The organism is Maribacter sp. TH_r10, assembly GCF_033101095.1.
In the GTDB taxonomy this organism is placed as follows: domain Bacteria; phylum Bacteroidota; class Bacteroidia; order Flavobacteriales; family Flavobacteriaceae; genus Maribacter_A; species Maribacter_A luteus.
Map to the genome: position 1 here is coordinate 78453 of NZ_JAWMPY010000012.1, position 16846 is coordinate 95298.

A 16846-nucleotide genomic window follows, 5' to 3' on the forward strand; every position below is an offset into this window, starting at 1 on the left:
CGAAATTATAATATTTTATCTTTGATAACCTTATAAAAACAGAAAATGATCGTAAAAGAAGTAACAGGAATATTGGAAGAATTGGCTCCTTTGGCCCATGCCGAGGATTTTGACAATGTGGGACTATTGGTCGGCGATGGCAATCAGGAAGTTTCGGGAATCCTTGTTACTTTGGATACGCTTGAAAATGTCGTTGACGAGGCTATTGCCCATAATTGTAATTTGATCGTTAGTTTTCATCCCATTATTTTCAGTGGACTCAAAAAACTTTCCGGGGACACATACGTGCAACGGGTCGTTATCAAAGCCATACAGCACAAAATAGCAATCTACAGCATGCACACCGCTCTCGATAATAGTGTAGATGGTGTAAATGCAAAAATATGTGAGATACTCGGAATCATGGAACCGAAAATCCTCATACCCCAAAAAAATACGATTAAAAAACTAACGACATATGCTCCTTTAGAGGCAGTGGAAGATTTAAAAAATGCTTTGTACAACGCCGGTGCAGGTACTATAGGCAACTATAGCAATTGCAGCTTCACCACAAAAGGAATCGGGTCTTACAAAGCCAATGAAAATGCCACCCCAACTAAAGGGGATATCGGCAAGACCCACTTTGAGGAAGAAATGCAAATCAATATTACCTTTACCTCATCCGTAGAGAAAAAAGTAATGAACGCTTTGTTCAAAAACCATCCCTATGAAGAAGTCGCATATGAAGTTTTGACCTTGGAGAATACCAATCAAGACATTGGTATGGGTATGATCGGCTCACTTAACAAACCCATGAAAGAAATCGATTTTCTTAACTTGGTTAAAGAAAGAATGCATGCCAAGGGTATACGCCACTCTGCATTACTGGACAAGAATATTGAAAAAGTGGCAGTCTTGGGAGGCAGTGGTGCTTTTGCCATAAAAGCCGCCAAAGCGGCAGGAGCAGACCTTTTTATTACTGCGGATGTAAAATACCATCAATTTTTCGAGGCTGAGGACAGCATGGTCATCGCGGATATTGGACACTTTGAAACCGAACAGTTTACAAAAAATCTTTTAGTTGATTATCTTACGAAAAAAATTCCTAATTTTGCAGTCCGTTTATCGGAAAGTAAAACGAATCCAATCAAGTATTTATAAGTATGGCAAAAAAAGGTGAAGTAACCGTAGAAGAGAAGCTAAGGGCATTATATGATTTGCAATTAATCGATTCTAGAGTTGACGAAATACGCAATGTAAGGGGTGAGCTACCCTTAGAGGTTGAGGATTTGGAAGATGATGTTCTTGGTTTAAAAACCAGACTGGACAAGCTAAAGACCGATGTTGAGACGATAAACTTCGAAATTACCGCAAAGAAGAATTTGATTGATGAATCCAAAGCATTGATCAAGAAATATACTGAGCAACAAAAAAATGTTCGTAACAGCAGGGAATTCAATTCCATCAGTAAAGAACTTGAGTTCCAGGAATTGGAAATACAACTTGCCGAAAAGAATATTAAAGAGTTCAAGGCCCAGATAGAGCAGAAAAAAGAAGTTATCTCCGGTACTAAAGAAAAATTGAGTGAGCGTGAAGCTCATTTAAAACACAAGAAAAGTGAGTTGGACGCTATTTTGGCAGAAACCGAAAAAGAAGAAAAAGCACTTTTGAACAAATCTTTGGAATACCAAGAGCAAATCGAGGAAAGATTGGTGAAAGCCTATGCAAGAATCAGAAACAATGTTAAAAACGGACTTGCCGTTGTTCCTATCGAAAGAGGGGCTTCAGGAGGTTCTTTCTTTACCATTCCGCCTCAGGTTCAGGTAGAAATCGCTTCCCGTAAAAAAATCATTACCGACGAACATAGTGGAAGAATCCTAGTTGATCCCGTATTGGCTGAGGAAGAGATGGAAAAAATGGAAAAATTGTTCGCCAAGATCTAACAATACCTTTACAGTAAAAAAAAGGCCATCTGATCAGATGGCCTTTTTTTATATTATAACATTCCTAAAATCTTAGACTCTACTTCCGCACTGTCCCATTTTTCTTCAATATCGGGAAGTCCCATAATGTGTTCCATAATTTTTTCCTGTTCGTCACCAATGGCCAAAGCCTCGGCATAAGGTCTATCCGAGAATGTTACCCTCGAATATAAAGGAACCCACTTTTCAGGATGTTTTTCGGCGAACCTCTTCTCAATCTTTTTTTGCAGCAAAAATCGGGGATCTGCCGTTTTACTGCTCATTTCTATAAAATTGCGATAACTCAGTTCGGCGATGGCATCTGCATTCGGTTTACGTTCTTTTTGATAAGCTTGGAAAATAGCCTCCCAATCATCACCATATTTTTCTATAATCCCATTCAGGGCATATATATCCTCAAACCCTGCGTTCATTCCTTGTCCGTAAAAAGGAACCACGGCATGGGCCGAATCGCCGACCAAGGCAACTTTGTCCCAGTAGGTCCAAGGATAACACTTCATGGTTACCATGGCGCTGGTCGGATTTTTAAAAAAATCGGTCGTTAAATCCTCTATTTCATGATTCACGCTAGGAAAATTGGTCTCAAAGAAATTCTTGGCCTCTTCCTTGGTCTTGATACTTTCAAACGAAACCTCCCCTTCGAAGGGCATGAACAAGGTACAGGTAAAACTACCATCTAAATTGGGCATGGCAATGAACATATACTTACCACGCGGCCAAATATGAAAAGAATGGGCATCCAATTTGTGCGTACCATCGGCATTTGCGGGAATGGTCAACTCCTTATAGCCTACATCTATAAAATCCTGGGAATAATCGAATCGGCTTCGACGTTGCATTTTATGGCGAACCCTGGAAAACGCCCCATCACAACCAAAGATCAGATCAAACTTATATTCTTGCCACTCCCCTTTCTCGGTTTCCCCTGTATATAATTTAGCTTCGGGCAAATCTACATCCCAGACCTTTTCCTCGAACTTAAAGGTAACTCCCGACTCTTCAGCCAAATCGATCATACGACGGTTCAGCACACCCCTGGAAATAGACCAGATAGCCTCCCCTTCCTTTCCGTATTTTTGAAAATACATAGGTTTCCCTACTACATGCATTGCCCTTTTATCCAAAGGAATCGCAATTTTCTTGATCTCATCCTCTATACCAATCTCCGATAAGGCTTTCCATCCCCTATTGCTCATCGCCAAGTTAATGGAACGACCTGAAAACACTATGGTCCTAATATCGGGACGGCGATCGAATACGGTAACCGTATGTCCATATTTTCTTAAATATATGGCCAATAGGGAACCTACCAGCCCAGATCCTACTATGGCAATGTTCTTTGGAGTTTGCTTCATTATATTTATGGAAAAAACTAAGGGTTAGCTTGTAAATTTAATAAAAATAACTTCAATCAGATAATCATCAAAGCCACTGATAAACATGGGAATGATTACGTAAATGACAATAAAACCTTTTAAAAACATCCAAAACACCCATTTTCTGCGTATATATGGTACTATCCGCTTCGGCGTCTATATATATCACAAAAAAAAGTCCTTCACAATTCGATTGTGAAGGACTTTTTCCTTTATCCGGAAATGATGAAATTTAAATTTCTATTCCAGAATTCCGTCAACGATACCGTAAGCTATTGACTCTTCGGCGTTCATCCAATAATCACGATCAAAATCCTTTAATACCTTATCGTAATCCTGATCACAATTATCGGCCAAAATCTTTGCACTCAACTCTTTGGTCTTAATAATCTCTTTTGCCTGAATCTCTATATTCGAGGCTTGCCCACGTGCACCTCCACTAGGCTGATGGATCATTACCTGGGCATGGGGCTGTATAAAACGTCTTCCCTTTTTACCCACAGAGAGTAAAATAGAGCCCATTGAAGCAGCAAGACCCGTGCAAATCGTGGACACAGGACTTTTTAATGATTTTATGGTATCGTACATCGCAAAACCGGAAGTAACATATCCTCCTGGGCTGTTGATGAACAACTGGATTTCTTTATTATTCTGCATATCCAAATACAACAAACGATCGATTACGTGCTTGGCGGAATCATCATCGACCATGCCCCAAAGAAAAACCTTGCGTTCTTCCAATAACTTTTCATCTATTGCTTCCTGTACTTTTCCCTTTTTAGAACTCATCTTGTATAATTTAAGAACCCAAAACTAAGCAATTTATTAAAAATAAACAGATATCACGGTTATCGAATTGTATTAAAAAAAAGCCAATACACACCTTTTCCTTATACCTCCTTCCTACCCTGGTCCTGGTTTGGCCATCGACCATAATAAAAACAAACCGATACCAATGCTTTCGACAACCGCTTTAAAAGCTTCCATTTTGTCCAATCCACTTATTCCTTTATTGAAACGATTCCATTATATTTGAACAAACCCGCAAACCATGAAAATTATCAAGCTCGTTCTATTAGGCCTTCTTCTTATTGGATGTAAAACAGAAAAAAAGGAAACCCTACCCAAAGAGGAAAAAACTTATAGCCTTGTTGAAAAAATCGCAAATGCGCATGGTTTCCAAAATTGGAAAAACATCGGGGAGCTGCACTTTACTTTCAATGTAGATCGTGACAGCTCGCATTTTGAACGGAGCTGGATATGGAATATCAAGGACAACAAAGTAACCGCTATCTCCCAAAATGATACCACTATCTATCAAAGGTCAAAGTTGGATAGCATTACGAACAAGATAAACGGCGGGTTCATCAATGACAAGTATTGGTTATTGGCCCCTTTCAACCTGGTTTGGGACAAAGGGAATTACACCTATGACCATCAGGAAAAAGAAATAGCCCCGATCAGTAAAAAACCCATGCACAGATTAACGATCGTTTATGGCACTGAAGGCGGATACACCCCAGGCGATGCCTATGACTTTTACTTCGGTGATGACTATCGCTTACAGGAATGGGTATTTAGAAAAGAAAACCAACCGGAAGCTTCCTTGGTAACCACATGGGAGGATTATATTGAAAAAGACGGACTGCAAATTGCACAAACCCATACCAATGACGAAGGGTTCTCCCTGTATTTCACCAAGCTGGAAGTGAAACAAAAATAAGAACCGTACTTAGGCCTTCGGCCGTTTTCGGTTCAACAGTAAGGTAGCCATCAAAATTAGCACCACACAACCCAGCAAGCCCGTAAAACAGGTTAGCAATGACCATTTCTTGGCTACAAACCCTAGTACTGGCGGAGCCAGTAGAAACCCGGTATAACCTAATCCTGCAATAAAGGAAACCCCTTGGGAAGAATCTATTCCCTGGACATTACCTCCTATACGGAACAATTCCGGAGCCATGACCGAAAAACCCAGACCGATCAATGCAAATCCGGCAATGGCCACATAGGTCAAGGTTGAAAGTACCATTACAAATCCGCCGATAGCTATGATCGCACCCAAGGCAACGATTTTTACCGACCCGATTCGTGTACTAATGGCATCGGCGACAAAACGACCCAAGGTCATTGTTATTTGAAAACCTAAAAAACCTGCTCCCCAAAGGGCTTCGGGAGCCATACTTATTTCTTTCAAATACAGACCGCTCCAATCTACAATGGCCCCTTCGGTCCCCATGGCCACAAAGGCAACGATACCTATGACCAACAAAGGCTTAAAAAGTTTAAAATTAAAAGGCTCCTTATTCACGGGGGCCGCTTTAATATGGTAATATCGTCTAAAGAAAATCGCATTAATTCCAAGAACAAGAATTACCGCAATTAGCATATGTAATGGCGGGCTCCCGATCGTAAGAATCAAAAAACTACCCAAACCGGCCAATACACCACCCAAACTGAAAAAACCATGGGCCGCGGACATGAACATTTGTTTGTCTTTTTTCTCTATCTCGGTAACCAAGGTGTTCATGGCTATATCGGTAAAGCCGTTTGCAGCCCCGAAAAAGAACAATGCCGCCATTAACGTATAATGATTTGGGGCCACTAATGGTAAAAGAGCCATAAAGCTACTTCCCATTATTCCGAAAAAGGTGGCTTTACCCACCCCGATCCTATTAATGATTTTAGCGGCAATGGGAAAAATGGTAAATATTCCCAAGGATAGAAAAAATATGGCAATACCCAGATCGGCCTTGTCTATTCCCAAATTCTCCTTGACGGAGGGAATATTAATAACCCAGGTCCCAAAAAGGATATTTAAACTGGCGAATACCCAAGCAGGCCCAAAATAGCGTGGATTACTTAAAATCAATCGTAGTGATTTCATCAGGCTTGATTTTTAAAGGGCAAAACTACTTAAAATAGCCTTTGGCGGCTAATCGTTTTGAGTCAAAATACCATCCTTTAATATCTGTCCGAATCGGTACATATCTTCATAAGAACAATAAAAAGGGGCCGGTGCCAATCGTATGACATTGGGCTCTCGCCAATCGGCAATTACCCCGTGTTTCATCAGGTAATCAAAGAGTGGCCTTCCCTGCCCGTGCAAGAGTACACTAAGTTGGCAGCCCCGGTCCTTGGGAGTAATGATCTCAAAACTCCCCTCCACTGCCTGTGCGATTTCATTCAGAATAAATTCCAAATAAGCAACGATCCGTTTCCTTTTTGCGATCAAGGCATCCATACCTACTTCCTCAAAAAGTTGAAGGGAAGCCAAATAAGGTGCCAATGCCAATACGGGTGGATTACTGATTTGCCAAGCATCTGCGGTTTCCATAGGTTCAAAAACAGGTTTCATTAAAAAACGGGTTTCCTTTTTTGTTCCCCACCAGCCTTCGAACCGCTGTATATCGGTATTACCCAAATGTTTTTTATGAATGAACACACCTGAGGCATTCCCAGGTCCACTGTTCATATATTTATAGCTGCACCAGGCCGCAAAATCAACATCCCAATCGTGCAATTTCAAGGTGATATTCCCGGCTGCATGGGCCAAATCCCATCCAACACGGGCCCCTACGGCCTTACCGGCCTTGGTTATGCCCTCCATATCAAACACCTGTCCGTTATAATAATTGACACCGCCGATCAAAACCAGGGCAAGTTCATCGCCCAATTCCTCAATTTTAGCGCGTACATCCTCGGTTCGCCAAAAATGTTCCCCTTCCCTTTTCTTAACTTCGACTATGGTTTCTTCGGGATCCAAACCATGGAAACGGACTTGACTGTTCAATAAATATTGATCACTGGGAAAAGCTTTTTCCTCGCATAAGATCTTAAACCGGGTCTTTGTAGGATTGTAAAATGAGACCATTAACAAATGCAGGTTTACACTCAAGGTATTCATTACGGAAACCTCTTCGGGCTCGGCACCTACTATTTTTGCCAATGGGCCGGCCAAACGCTCATGATAATCCCACCAAGGCTTATCGGCATGAAAATGACCTTCGACCCCGAGCATCCTCCAATCCCCCATGATCTCATCAACATAGGATTGGGCCAATTTAGGTTGTAATCCGAGCGAATTGCCCGTAAAGTAAATGACCTGCCTACCTTCTATTTGGGGAAAATAAAACTCCTTTCTATATTTTCTTAATATATCCTCAGCATCCAACTGCTGTGCAAAAGTGAGTGTATTCTGAAATTGCATAGTCTTCTTTTTATTCAAAAGTACAATTTCAGTTTAAAAGTAAGTTGCTTTCATTCGCTGTTATTCAATCCGCATCTCAATGATATGCTTTTTGAACCCCACCTTTTCGTAGGCCCTAATGGCATTTTGGTTATCATCGTAGACCGTTAAACGAATCTCTTTCAATCCCCTTGAAAATGACCATTCTTTAAGATATTCCAATATTTTTCCGTTCACTCCCTTTCCGCGATACTCGGGCAAAGTGTACATAAACCCCAAATAAGAATAATATTGATGGGCCAAATACGGTTTAGCAGGTTTGATCAAGGCGTAACCCGAGGCGATTACCTTACCTTGAATTTCGGCTACCGCGATATGTGCATCGTTGTCTTGGAGCATTGCCCCAAGATCATAGTAGGAAATGGGATCTACATCCAACGTGGGGTCAAAAGGTCTTTCTGCCTTTATCACCCCTTGCTCAAAACTGCGCAAAAGTTCCAGATCACCATGATTTGCCTCCCTTATTTCAATTACATCCATATAATAATGCTTTAAAAAGTCAATGTATTGAAATTTCAAGGTAGCACATATTTACATATTTTTACCGAAAATTTACCTATGCATTTTTTGTCATCGATAATCGAGGATTATATTCAGGACCATTCGGAAAACGAACCGAAATTGCTAAAGGCCCTATCCCGCGAGACACACCTTAAGGTTATTCAACCACGAATGATCACCGGGCATTTTCAGGGAAGGGTATTGAGTTTACTCTCTAAGATCATCGGCCCTTTGAATATTCTTGAAATAGGCACCTACACCGGATATTCGGCTTTGTGCCTGGCAGAAGGTCTCCGAAAAGATGGGCAATTGCATACCATCGACGTGAATGAAGAACTCACCGGCTTTCAGCGCAAATACTTTGACCAAAGTAATTTTGGGCCACAGATAATACAACATACGGGAGATGCATTAAAGATCATCCCGACCTTGGACATGACATTTGACCTGGTATTCATTGATGCCGAGAAAAAGGAATATCCCAAATATTTCGAGGCCGCGATCAAAAAAACCAGATCGGGCGGTATTATCCTATCCGATAATGTGCTGTGGTCGGGCAAGGTGGTAGAACCTGTAAAGGACAAGGACAAGACCACTAAAATTCTCTTGGAATACAATCGAATGCTGAAAGAAGACCCCCGAATCGAAACCGTTCTTTTACCTATCAGGGATGGGTTAACCCTAAGTAGGGTACTATGATCCTTTTGTAAAGATTGTAAAAAGCGAATGCCGATAAGATGCCCACAAGGGCACCAACGATAATGTCTACCGGGTAATGTACCCCCAGATACATTCTGCTCATGGCAAAAAGCAGGGGCCAAACATAAAATACCCAGCACCACTTTACCCTTTTCCTAAGAAATAGGACTATGATCGTGGTAATGGAAAAAGAACTGGCCGCATGTCCCGAGAAAAAACTAAAACTGGATGGATTGTGCAAAACACGGATCAACGAATTTACATCCAGATCATTATTGGGTCGCAACCGGGCAAAGTAGCCTTTGGTCACATCGGTGGCCAATAATATGAAACCTACCAAGGCCAAAACGGTAAGCGTTACGAAAATGGCTTCCTTTCGTTTGTATTTCCAGAAGATAAGCACGAAAAAAAACAGGAACAAAGGCGTCCAAGTATAGATATTGGTCACCGTTGACCAAAAATGATCGTACTCTTCAATCCCTAGACTATTTAAATAAATGAGTGTTTCCCTATCCCATTGCAGAATTCTTTCTAGCATAGGTGTTCGTATTTATTGCCGCTTTATGGTACCGGTAACGTCATCGACATTCTTCTTAACGTCCTGATATCCTTTTTTCAGATCTTCCCCAAGTCCAGATTCCAGGTTTCCCTTTACATCATTGATGTTCTTTTTAATATCATCGACGAAACTGGTATCTATACCTTGTTTTTCGGCACTTTTCTGGATCTCTTGTTTTATGTCTTCGGTGGCATCCTTGAGTTGGCGCATTCCTTTTCCCAATCCCCTGGCGATATCGGGAATCTTATCCGCACCGAATACCATCACCACAATGAACATGATGAAAAATATCTCAGCCCCGCTGATAAATAAAAATAACATCGAATACATACGCCAAATATAGTGAAGATAAATTGCTAATTAAAAAAGAGGGGCTCTAAATAACGTGTTCGCCTATCAAATTAAAGCGGCGCAGGGAACAACATTTTACCGAAGTTCATTTTATTCCCATTACACCCAGTGCTCCAGATAGTTATGAATCACACTTTTAGAGCCCCTCTTGGGTCCCATAAAGGCCTTCTTAGCCTTTTACGTTTTGTTTAAACCTTTCAAAGTCGTTTTGCTGCTCTTGTCTAGGCCATGAATTGTTGGTGGTATCGATATCGGCAGTTTCCAATTTGGGATCCACTTGTATATTCACCAATTCACTCTGTGAAGAAAGCACCAGTTTTACTTCGGCATCGTTCTTTCTCCAAATTTCAGGAGGATAGGTTATATTTTCCTTGGAGCCATCGGCATAGGTATATTCCACGATCAATGGCATGGGTATACCTCCTGGTTTATCATAGGTGATTTCGTAAAAATACTTTGGTTCCTTAACCTTGGCCCTTTGTTCCGCGGTCATATGATCCATCATGAATTCCTTAAGGTTCTGCGAACTTTCAGATGGGGCTTTGCCTTTTAACCTGGCATCAAAATCCTCACTATCCTCATCTACTAGATAAACCAATGGCATTAAATCCCTTTCGGTTAGGTTACGCGCGGCCATGTATTCCCGCATTTTCTTACCGGGTTTATCCGACACATAATACTTTTTGATTCCTTTTACCCCAATATCAACATAATCGGTGGTATAGAACCAACCTCTCCAGTACCAATCCAAATCAACGGCCGAAGCATCTTCCATGGTCCTAAAGAAATCCTCGGGAGTAGGGTGTTTAAACATCCAACGTTGTGCATAGGTCTTAAATGCATGATCGAACAATTCGCGACCCATTACCGTTTCCCTCAAAATATTCAGGGCAGTTGCCGGTTTACTGTAGGCGTTGGAACCTAATTGGTATACATTCTCTGGGTTGGACATGATCGGGGCAATGGTACTTTGGTCCCCACTCATATACGGTACGATCTTACTTGGGTCTCCCCTTCGTGAAGGATATGACCTTTCCGGAGCGATCACATCTGGATGCGCTTCACCGAAAGCCTGTTCGGTCAAATACTGCATAAAGGTATCCAATCCTTCATCCATCCATCCCCATTGGCGCTCATCGGAATTCACGATCATCGGGAAGAAATTATGTCCTACTTCATGAATGATGACACTAAGCATTCCGAATTTTGTACGATCCGAATAACTACCATCCTCGTTGGGCCGTCCGTAATTCCAACAGATCATGGGATATTCCATTCCCTGGTTCTTCGCATGTACCGAAATAGCCTTTGGGTAAGGATAATCAAAAGTATGTTTGGAATAGGTTTTCAAGGTCTGTACCACGGCCATGGTAGAATAATCGCCCCATAACGGATTACCTTCTTTCGGATATAAGGAAACGGCCATTACATCTTTACTGCCCAATTTTACGGCCTGCATGTCCCAAATGAATTTTCGGGAGGTGGCAAAAGCATAATCCCTGACGTTCTTCGCCTTGAACTTCCATGTTTTCTTCTGTTCTGAGAAACCTACCTCAGCGGCTTTGGCCTCTGCTTGGGTAACGATGACCACAGGTTTGTCGTATGACTTCTTTGCTCTCTCGTAACGGCTCATCATTTCCTTTGTGAAAACGTCTTTCCTATTTTGAAGTTCTCCCGTAGCATCGAGAATGTGATCGGCAGGTACCGTAATGTTCACTTCATAATCCCCGAAAGGAAGGGCAAATTCACCACTACCCCAGAATTGATGGTTTTGCCATCCTTCAACATCGTTATAAACGGCCATTCTTGGAAAGAACTGCGCTATGACATAAGCCCTATTGCCATCCTCTGGAAAATACTCATATCCTGAACGTGCCCTGTTCACCGTATGATCGGGAATATTGTACCACCACTTTATCGAGAAGGACAATTGCTCCTTGCTCTTAAGTGGTTCGGGAATGTTCACCCGCATCATGGTCTGGTTGATCGTATATGATAAGGGCTTACCCGAGGCATCCTTAATGTATTCTATATTGAATCCTCCATCAAAAGGCTCATCCAAATATTTACCCACAAAACCTCCCGGTTGCTCTGCCAAAGGCACTCCCCCACCGTTACGAAGAGGCGACTTACTGTCCTTGGCCCGTACATTTTGATCCAACTGCACCCACAAAAACTCTAGGTCGTCGGGGGAATTATTGGTATAAGTAATGGTCTCGGTACCGTAGATTTTGGCATTTTTATCATCCAACTCAACATCTATCTTATAATCGGCCTGCTGCTGGTAATAATCCGGCCCAGGCGCCCCTGAAGCGGAGCGATAGGTATTTGGAGTTGCGAACTCCTCATACATCTGTTTAAACTTACTTAGGTTGGTGTGCCCCTGTTCCTTGGTATTTTGCCCATCTTCCTGTGCGGTCATAACTGCCGCGAACAAGAAGAAAATAGAAGCAAAACCATACTTGATTCTATTCATATGATCTCTAATTAGATTAAGACGGAAATTTAAAATTTTTTTAACGATTAATTAATTGATGTTATAAGTTTAACATTCCTTTATTATTCTCCTTAATGAGAACAAAACTTTTCTTTTTCCCTTTCACCTTTACATGCACCAGATTCTGTTGTTCATCATAAAGATCGGTAAGTACTTCGTTCTGCACGGTTATCGATGTAATGTCGTTACCGGGTATATCGGGAATCTCGAGATAACAGACCATGATATCGTTATCGTATTTTCTGCCCAAGAAACGGTATTGCTTCTGTTCCCCATTAATATGTATTAAGAATTTGGCCTTTAGGTATTTCCCGATATAAGCATCGGCCATCTTGGACTCCTTATCAGTGGCCAATTTCGCTTCAAGGCCGTACCGCTCTTTGAGCAATGCCTCAAAATCATCGATGAATATACGTGTTGTGATCTGAAAGGCCTGGTCTTTCTCCGAGTAATTGATATTCGTTACGCTTACGTAATACTTATGGGCCGCCGTAAATGCCAACAAGGGCAATAGCAATAGGACCAAACTCTTTTTTAAAACCTTCATGTACTAAAATATTTCTATAAAACCGTTGCAATAGTTGTGCCGATCCCAGTATTAATCCATCGCATTGTTTTCCCTATATACCTTACTCTTTTTACGCATGTATTCCCATATTTTAAATTGGTCATGGGAATCTACCAAATACTGAAAGGTTGGGTCTACCTCACAGAAATACATAAAATCGGCTATCTTTTCTTTCGGGATATTCAATTCGGTAACAAAAAGCGTATCCGCATAAAATGCCCTTACGCGCTGGGTACGTTCATACTTTTCATTCCTGGCCACCCGTTGTTTCAACATCTTGGTGCGTCCGGAAATGGCATTGATCAAAGGGTCGAAACTCATAAAAGGATTTGCCGTTGCGGCGAACAATTCCCTTTCGGCCTGGGTAGGTAATTTTACATAAGCGTTCGGCAGGCCCAATGTAGATGCGGTAACCACGGGTTCGATCTGGGTGCGTTTTAAATCTGTCGCCATGTCCCCCGTTAGGTTATAGGGCATTACCACGACCTCGTCCAACTCGGTCACCAATTCTTCCATGGGTACATAGAGTAATTTGCTTTCGAAAACCGCTGGGGTCACGACCATCGTCTTACGTTTGTACTGCACGGCGGAAAAGACCAAAGTATCGTTCAATTTGGCGGTGATGGAAAAGAATCCCTCATTATCCGTTATCGAAGCTTTATGGGCAGACGTATTGATAACATGTGTAGCGGCCACATCGCCGCTCTCACTATAGACCCTTCCCTCTATTTCTTTACTTGGAAATGTCTGGGCGCTGATTCGGGCACCCATAATAAACAATAAGATAAGCAGTAGCCTACTTTTCCTCATCTATTTGGCTCAGGAACGTTTTACTCTGGTTCACCAAAAATTCTATCAACTCAAATTCGTTTTCCTTTTTTAAAAGGGTACGTGCCGGCATCTGGTGATCGCAATAGATCAAAAACGCATCGATCTTATCTTGGGGCAACTTTAAGTCGTTCACAAAAAAGCTATCATCATACACCTGTCGCATCACCTGGCTCAATTTTAACTGGGGCCGTTTTTCCTCTGGTGTCGTTTTATCCGAATTTACCAAGGCCTTAAAGATGTTCACGAAATTGATACCGTCTTTCATTCCCCTTTGGTATTGGGGCATGGCAATATTCTCTACCTCACTTGATCGATCGTTCTCGTACTCGTACTCCTTAAATTCCTCGTTCTTTACCTGTAGGAACTTCTCTTGCTGTTCGGGGGTTACCACGACTTCATCAAGTTCGGTCACCTTTTCTTCCACCTCGACCACCAAGCGTCCTTTACGAATGATATCCTCGGTAATAAGAACAACCCGCAATTGATAATTAAGGGCCGTAAAAACCAATTCATCGCCCTCTTTTACACGGATCAAAAACTCCCCTTTGGCATTGGTAATGGTAGCTACCTGTGCCGTGGTATTAATGACGTTCTCATTGGGCACATAACTGTTCATATAGAGCACCTGCCCCCTAAGGTAGCCACGATCGTCTTCTTGGGAAAACCCGGTATAAACGAACAAAAAACAAAAAACGGATAGTAAAAGTGATTTCATCAAGTATAATTTACAAAATATAAAGGAAACATAACTAAACGGTATTTAAAAACAGTCGGCTCTAAACTTTTGTTAATTTGTTTTAACACCGTTTCTAATGACTATTCAGCGAACTACTAAACCTCTAATAACCAAACCTTAAAACATTCAACCCAGAAGATGACCCTTTAACCGGATTAGCGGTTATTTCAACACCAAAAGTTAGGTATGTATTTATATAATTCTATTTTTGTTGGTCACCGTAAAGGTGCATTCCTTTCAAAATTCAGGTAAAAAAAGGATTGAACAACGCTATTTAAAATTTGTGATACACTACCGTACCGATAATCATCAACGAAGGTCGTATAGGGTAGGGTATCAAGAAAAACAATTGTTTTATCAAAGCAGTTTGTGAATAGAAGAAAGAAATAAGAACAAATGAAAAGAACACTATTTTTTCTGGTTTTAGGCCTTTTATTGGGCACGGGTGCAAAAGGGCAGATCAAGATCGGGGACAATCCCCAGACCATTGACCCATCATCGGTCTTAGAGCTCGAAAGTGGCTCCCGTGTATTGGTGGTCACCCGAGTAAGTACGGCCGAGATGAATGCCATTACCCCCTTACCCGGGGCGGTGGTCTATAATACCGACCTGCAGTGCGTACATTATTATAATGGTACCGAATGGATCAATATTTGTGAAGAAGTGGGCGGCATACCCAATTTAACCACCGAACCTTTCGTAAACACCCGAAGTACCATCGTAATTACCACCGATGGCGAAAACAACCATATTGAGGTAGCACAAAACAGTATACGAACCGAACAGATCGTGGATGGCGGTATCAATGGTGTGGACATACAGAACAACAGTATAGGAAACGATAAATTGGGGAACGATGCCGTTGGCCGGGAAGAGATCATCGACAATGCTGTGGGGATCGATGCCCTGGATACCAGCCAAGTTACCTTGGAGAGTTTTACCAATACCCCGGGCTTTATCACCAGTACCGATATCATTAGTGGGGATACCGGTAATGATATCATGATCGGAATCGATGAAGGCGCATTCTATGATGAGCAGCCCGTTTTGGATGCCATACAGGTAAATACCGATGCCATTGCTGTGAATGCGGGAGAAATTAGCACCAACAGTTCAGAAATTGACACCAATACGGCAAGTATTTTAAGCAACGCTTTGAATATTGGATTGAATGCGGACAACATACAGATCAATACCGACAATATACTTTTAAAAGAAGACGCCGCCAACAAATCGGATGATGTGGCCTTAGGGAATTCAGCAGACCTTTTCCCTACCCAGAATGCGGTAAAAACGTATGTGGACAATGCCACGGGGGCCGTAAGTACATTGAACAATGGTGAGATCTATGTGGGCAACGCATCCAATGTAGCCACAAGTGTTGCCATGAGCGGGGATGCCACCATTGATAACACGGGGGTGATAACCATTGAAAATGATGCGATAACCACGGCTAAAATTTTAAATGGTCAGGTAACCAATGCTAAAATTGCGGCCAATACAATAAATTCCAACAGGATTCTTAATGGGACCATACAAGAAATTGATATCGCAGATGCAGCTGTTACCCCAATTAAGATTGAACCTTCACCAACGAATGGGCGCTATTTAAGTACTAACGCTTCAGGAGTTGTTGAATGGGTTGATTTGCCTGCGGCTACCGTTAATACGGATAATCAACAATTAACATTGGCCAGTGATGTATTAACATTGGAAGATGGAGGGACCCCAATAAGCCTTGCTTCCTATTTAGATAATACAGATGAACAACAATTAAGTATATCCGGTAATCGGATATCTTTAACTGATGGAGGTTTTGTAGATCTCCCCCCTGGTACTGTTGATACAGATGAACAACAACTTACCTTGGAGCCTGGAAATCTATTAACCCTAGAAGACGGTGGCACACCTATAAATTTAACTCCATTCTTGAATACTGACGAACAGACAATATCAGATTTCACATTTGACGATACTACTAACATCTTAACATTAACCATTGACAATGGAGGGACTGAAACTGCAAATTTAAGTTCTCTGGCAGGAGGAACCCCAACGGCGGCGGATGTCACTTTTTCAGCTACAGGAAATACAACGAGTGGAAACGTGCAAGCGGCCATCGAGGAATTACAGACTGAAATTGATGGTATTTCCTCTGGAGGAACAGCGAATCCTAGTGATGAACTCATTACCTCCTTTGCCTTAAACGGGACGGGGTTAGACATAGCTGAAGGTACTAACATTCTACCCACGATCGATTTAGATTTGACATTCGCAACTGATGCTGCATTGGCTACTGCAATCGGAACAAAAGAGGATGCGGCCAACAAATCAACCGATGTGAACCTGGCAGATGCAACCAATACACTCTTCCCTACAGAAACCGCGGTCAAGACTTATGTCGACACACAGATAGGCTCGATTGCAACACCCACAATCGTGAGTGGCGATACAGGGAATTCAATCTCCGCAAGTGGCACCGACGGGGGGGCTTTCTATGACGATTCGACAATTTCAA

General features: G+C 41.9%; 15 protein-coding genes and 1 pseudogene. 5 read left to right on the forward strand and 11 right to left on the reverse strand.

Annotated elements, in window-relative coordinates:
• Positions 1-45 precede the first annotated feature (45 nt).
• Complete coding sequence (locus R3X28_RS18895) at positions 46-1140, forward strand: Nif3-like dinuclear metal center hexameric protein (RefSeq protein ID WP_317666422.1); 1095 nt, start codon at positions 46-48, stop codon at positions 1138-1140.
• A gap of 2 nt (positions 1141-1142) precedes the next feature.
• The gene (locus tag R3X28_RS18900) at positions 1143-1922 is read left to right on the forward strand and encodes a zinc ribbon domain-containing protein (RefSeq protein ID WP_154367817.1); all 780 of its coding nucleotides are present in this window, start codon (positions 1143-1145) and stop codon (positions 1920-1922) included.
• 53 nt (positions 1923-1975) lie between these two features.
• On the opposite strand, the gene R3X28_RS18905 is transcribed toward R3X28_RS18900, so the two are convergent.
• Both R3X28_RS18905 and R3X28_RS18910 read right to left on the reverse strand, forming a co-directional pair.
• Positions 1976-3316 carry an NAD(P)/FAD-dependent oxidoreductase gene (locus R3X28_RS18905; protein ID WP_317666424.1) on the reverse strand — a complete coding sequence of 447 codons (1341 nt, stop codon included), beginning with the start codon at positions 3314-3316 and terminating at the stop codon, positions 1976-1978.
• 261 nt (positions 3317-3577) lie between these two features.
• A complete protein-coding gene (locus R3X28_RS18910) occupies positions 3578-4126 on the reverse strand; it encodes a ClpP family protease (RefSeq protein ID WP_154367812.1) in 549 nt (182 codons plus the stop codon).
• Between the two features lie 262 nt (positions 4127-4388).
• Here R3X28_RS18910 and R3X28_RS18915 point away from each other — a divergent pair, with 262 nt between their 5' ends.
• The gene (locus R3X28_RS18915) at positions 4389-5060 is read left to right on the forward strand and encodes a hypothetical protein (protein WP_317666425.1); all 672 of its coding nucleotides are present in this window, start codon (positions 4389-4391) and stop codon (positions 5058-5060) included.
• Positions 5061-5069: 9 nt separating this feature from the next.
• Here the strand turns inward: R3X28_RS18915 and R3X28_RS18920 are convergent, their stop codons facing one another.
• From R3X28_RS18920 to R3X28_RS18930, 3 genes are read right to left on the reverse strand one after another with little or no spacing between them, the layout of a single operon-like run.
• Complete coding sequence (locus R3X28_RS18920; protein ID WP_317666427.1) at positions 5070-6224, reverse strand: MFS transporter; 1155 nt, start codon at positions 6222-6224, stop codon at positions 5070-5072.
• Between the two features lie 48 nt (positions 6225-6272).
• Positions 6273-7547 carry a kynureninase gene (gene kynU / locus R3X28_RS18925; RefSeq protein ID WP_317666429.1) on the reverse strand — a complete coding sequence of 425 codons (1275 nt, stop codon included), beginning with the start codon at positions 7545-7547 and terminating at the stop codon, positions 6273-6275.
• 60 nt (positions 7548-7607) lie between these two features.
• On the reverse strand, positions 7608-8066 hold the full coding sequence (locus R3X28_RS18930; RefSeq protein WP_154367804.1) for a GNAT family N-acetyltransferase: 459 nt from the start codon (positions 8064-8066) through the stop codon (positions 7608-7610).
• Between the two features lie 78 nt (positions 8067-8144).
• On the opposite strand from R3X28_RS18930, the gene R3X28_RS18935 reads away from it, so the two are divergent.
• Positions 8145-8786: an O-methyltransferase gene (locus tag R3X28_RS18935; protein ID WP_317666431.1), complete on the forward strand. Its 642-nt coding sequence runs from the start codon at positions 8145-8147 to the stop codon at positions 8784-8786.
• On the opposite strand, the gene R3X28_RS18940 is transcribed toward R3X28_RS18935, so the two are convergent.
• From R3X28_RS18940 to R3X28_RS18965, 6 genes are all read right to left on the reverse strand, one after another.
• Complete coding sequence (locus R3X28_RS18940; RefSeq protein ID WP_154367800.1) at positions 8752-9324, reverse strand: phosphatase PAP2 family protein; 573 nt, start codon at positions 9322-9324, stop codon at positions 8752-8754. The genes R3X28_RS18935 and R3X28_RS18940 overlap by 35 nt on opposite strands.
• Before the next feature lie 12 nt (positions 9325-9336).
• Positions 9337-9675, reverse strand: coding sequence for a twin-arginine translocase TatA/TatE family subunit (locus tag R3X28_RS18945; protein WP_154367798.1), 339 nt, complete (start codon positions 9673-9675; stop codon positions 9337-9339).
• Positions 9676-9865: 190 nt separating this feature from the next.
• A complete protein-coding gene (locus R3X28_RS18950; RefSeq protein WP_317666433.1) occupies positions 9866-12172 on the reverse strand; it encodes a M1 family metallopeptidase in 2307 nt (768 codons plus the stop codon).
• 61 nt (positions 12173-12233) lie between these two features.
• Complete coding sequence (locus R3X28_RS18955; protein WP_317666435.1) at positions 12234-12740, reverse strand: DUF6702 family protein; 507 nt, start codon at positions 12738-12740, stop codon at positions 12234-12236.
• Positions 12741-12791: 51 nt separating this feature from the next.
• On the reverse strand, positions 12792-13571 hold the full coding sequence (locus R3X28_RS18960) for a carboxypeptidase-like regulatory domain-containing protein (protein WP_282057000.1): 780 nt from the start codon (positions 13569-13571) through the stop codon (positions 12792-12794).
• Positions 13558-14307, reverse strand: coding sequence for a hypothetical protein (locus tag R3X28_RS18965; RefSeq protein WP_282056999.1), 750 nt, complete (start codon positions 14305-14307; stop codon positions 13558-13560). Before R3X28_RS18965 ends, R3X28_RS18960 begins: the two co-directional genes overlap by 14 nt.
• A 417-nt stretch (positions 14308-14724) precedes the next feature.
• Between R3X28_RS18965 and R3X28_RS18970 the strand changes: the two are divergent.
• A pseudogene (locus R3X28_RS18970) lies at positions 14725-16846 on the forward strand (hypothetical protein); the annotation flags it as partial.

Coding starts and splice junctions, on each gene's coding strand:
- R3X28_RS18895 (WP_317666422.1), top strand. CDS start 46: ATGATCGTAAAAGAAGTAACAGGAATATTGGAAGAATTGGCTCCTTTG.
- R3X28_RS18900 (WP_154367817.1), top strand. CDS start 1,143: ATGGCAAAAAAAGGTGAAGTAACCGTAGAAGAGAAGCTAAGGGCATTA.
- R3X28_RS18905 (WP_317666424.1), bottom strand. CDS start 3,316: ATGAAGCAAACTCCAAAGAACATTGCCATAGTAGGATCTGGGCTGGTA.
- R3X28_RS18910 (WP_154367812.1), bottom strand. CDS start 4,126: ATGAGTTCTAAAAAGGGAAAAGTACAGGAAGCAATAGATGAAAAGTTA.
- R3X28_RS18915 (WP_317666425.1), top strand. CDS start 4,389: ATGAAAATTATCAAGCTCGTTCTATTAGGCCTTCTTCTTATTGGATGT.
- R3X28_RS18920 (WP_317666427.1), bottom strand. CDS start 6,224: ATGAAATCACTACGATTGATTTTAAGTAATCCACGCTATTTTGGGCCT.
- kynU (WP_317666429.1), bottom strand. CDS start 7,547: ATGCAATTTCAGAATACACTCACTTTTGCACAGCAGTTGGATGCTGAG.
- R3X28_RS18930 (WP_154367804.1), bottom strand. CDS start 8,066: ATGGATGTAATTGAAATAAGGGAGGCAAATCATGGTGATCTGGAACTT.
- R3X28_RS18935 (WP_317666431.1), top strand. CDS start 8,145: ATGCATTTTTTGTCATCGATAATCGAGGATTATATTCAGGACCATTCG.
- R3X28_RS18940 (WP_154367800.1), bottom strand. CDS start 9,324: ATGCTAGAAAGAATTCTGCAATGGGATAGGGAAACACTCATTTATTTA.
- R3X28_RS18945 (WP_154367798.1), bottom strand. CDS start 9,675: ATGTATTCGATGTTATTTTTATTTATCAGCGGGGCTGAGATATTTTTC.
- R3X28_RS18950 (WP_317666433.1), bottom strand. CDS start 12,172: ATGAATAGAATCAAGTATGGTTTTGCTTCTATTTTCTTCTTGTTCGCG.
- R3X28_RS18955 (WP_317666435.1), bottom strand. CDS start 12,740: ATGAAGGTTTTAAAAAAGAGTTTGGTCCTATTGCTATTGCCCTTGTTG.
- R3X28_RS18960 (WP_282057000.1), bottom strand. CDS start 13,571: ATGAGGAAAAGTAGGCTACTGCTTATCTTATTGTTTATTATGGGTGCC.
- R3X28_RS18965 (WP_282056999.1), bottom strand. CDS start 14,307: ATGAAATCACTTTTACTATCCGTTTTTTGTTTTTTGTTCGTTTATACC.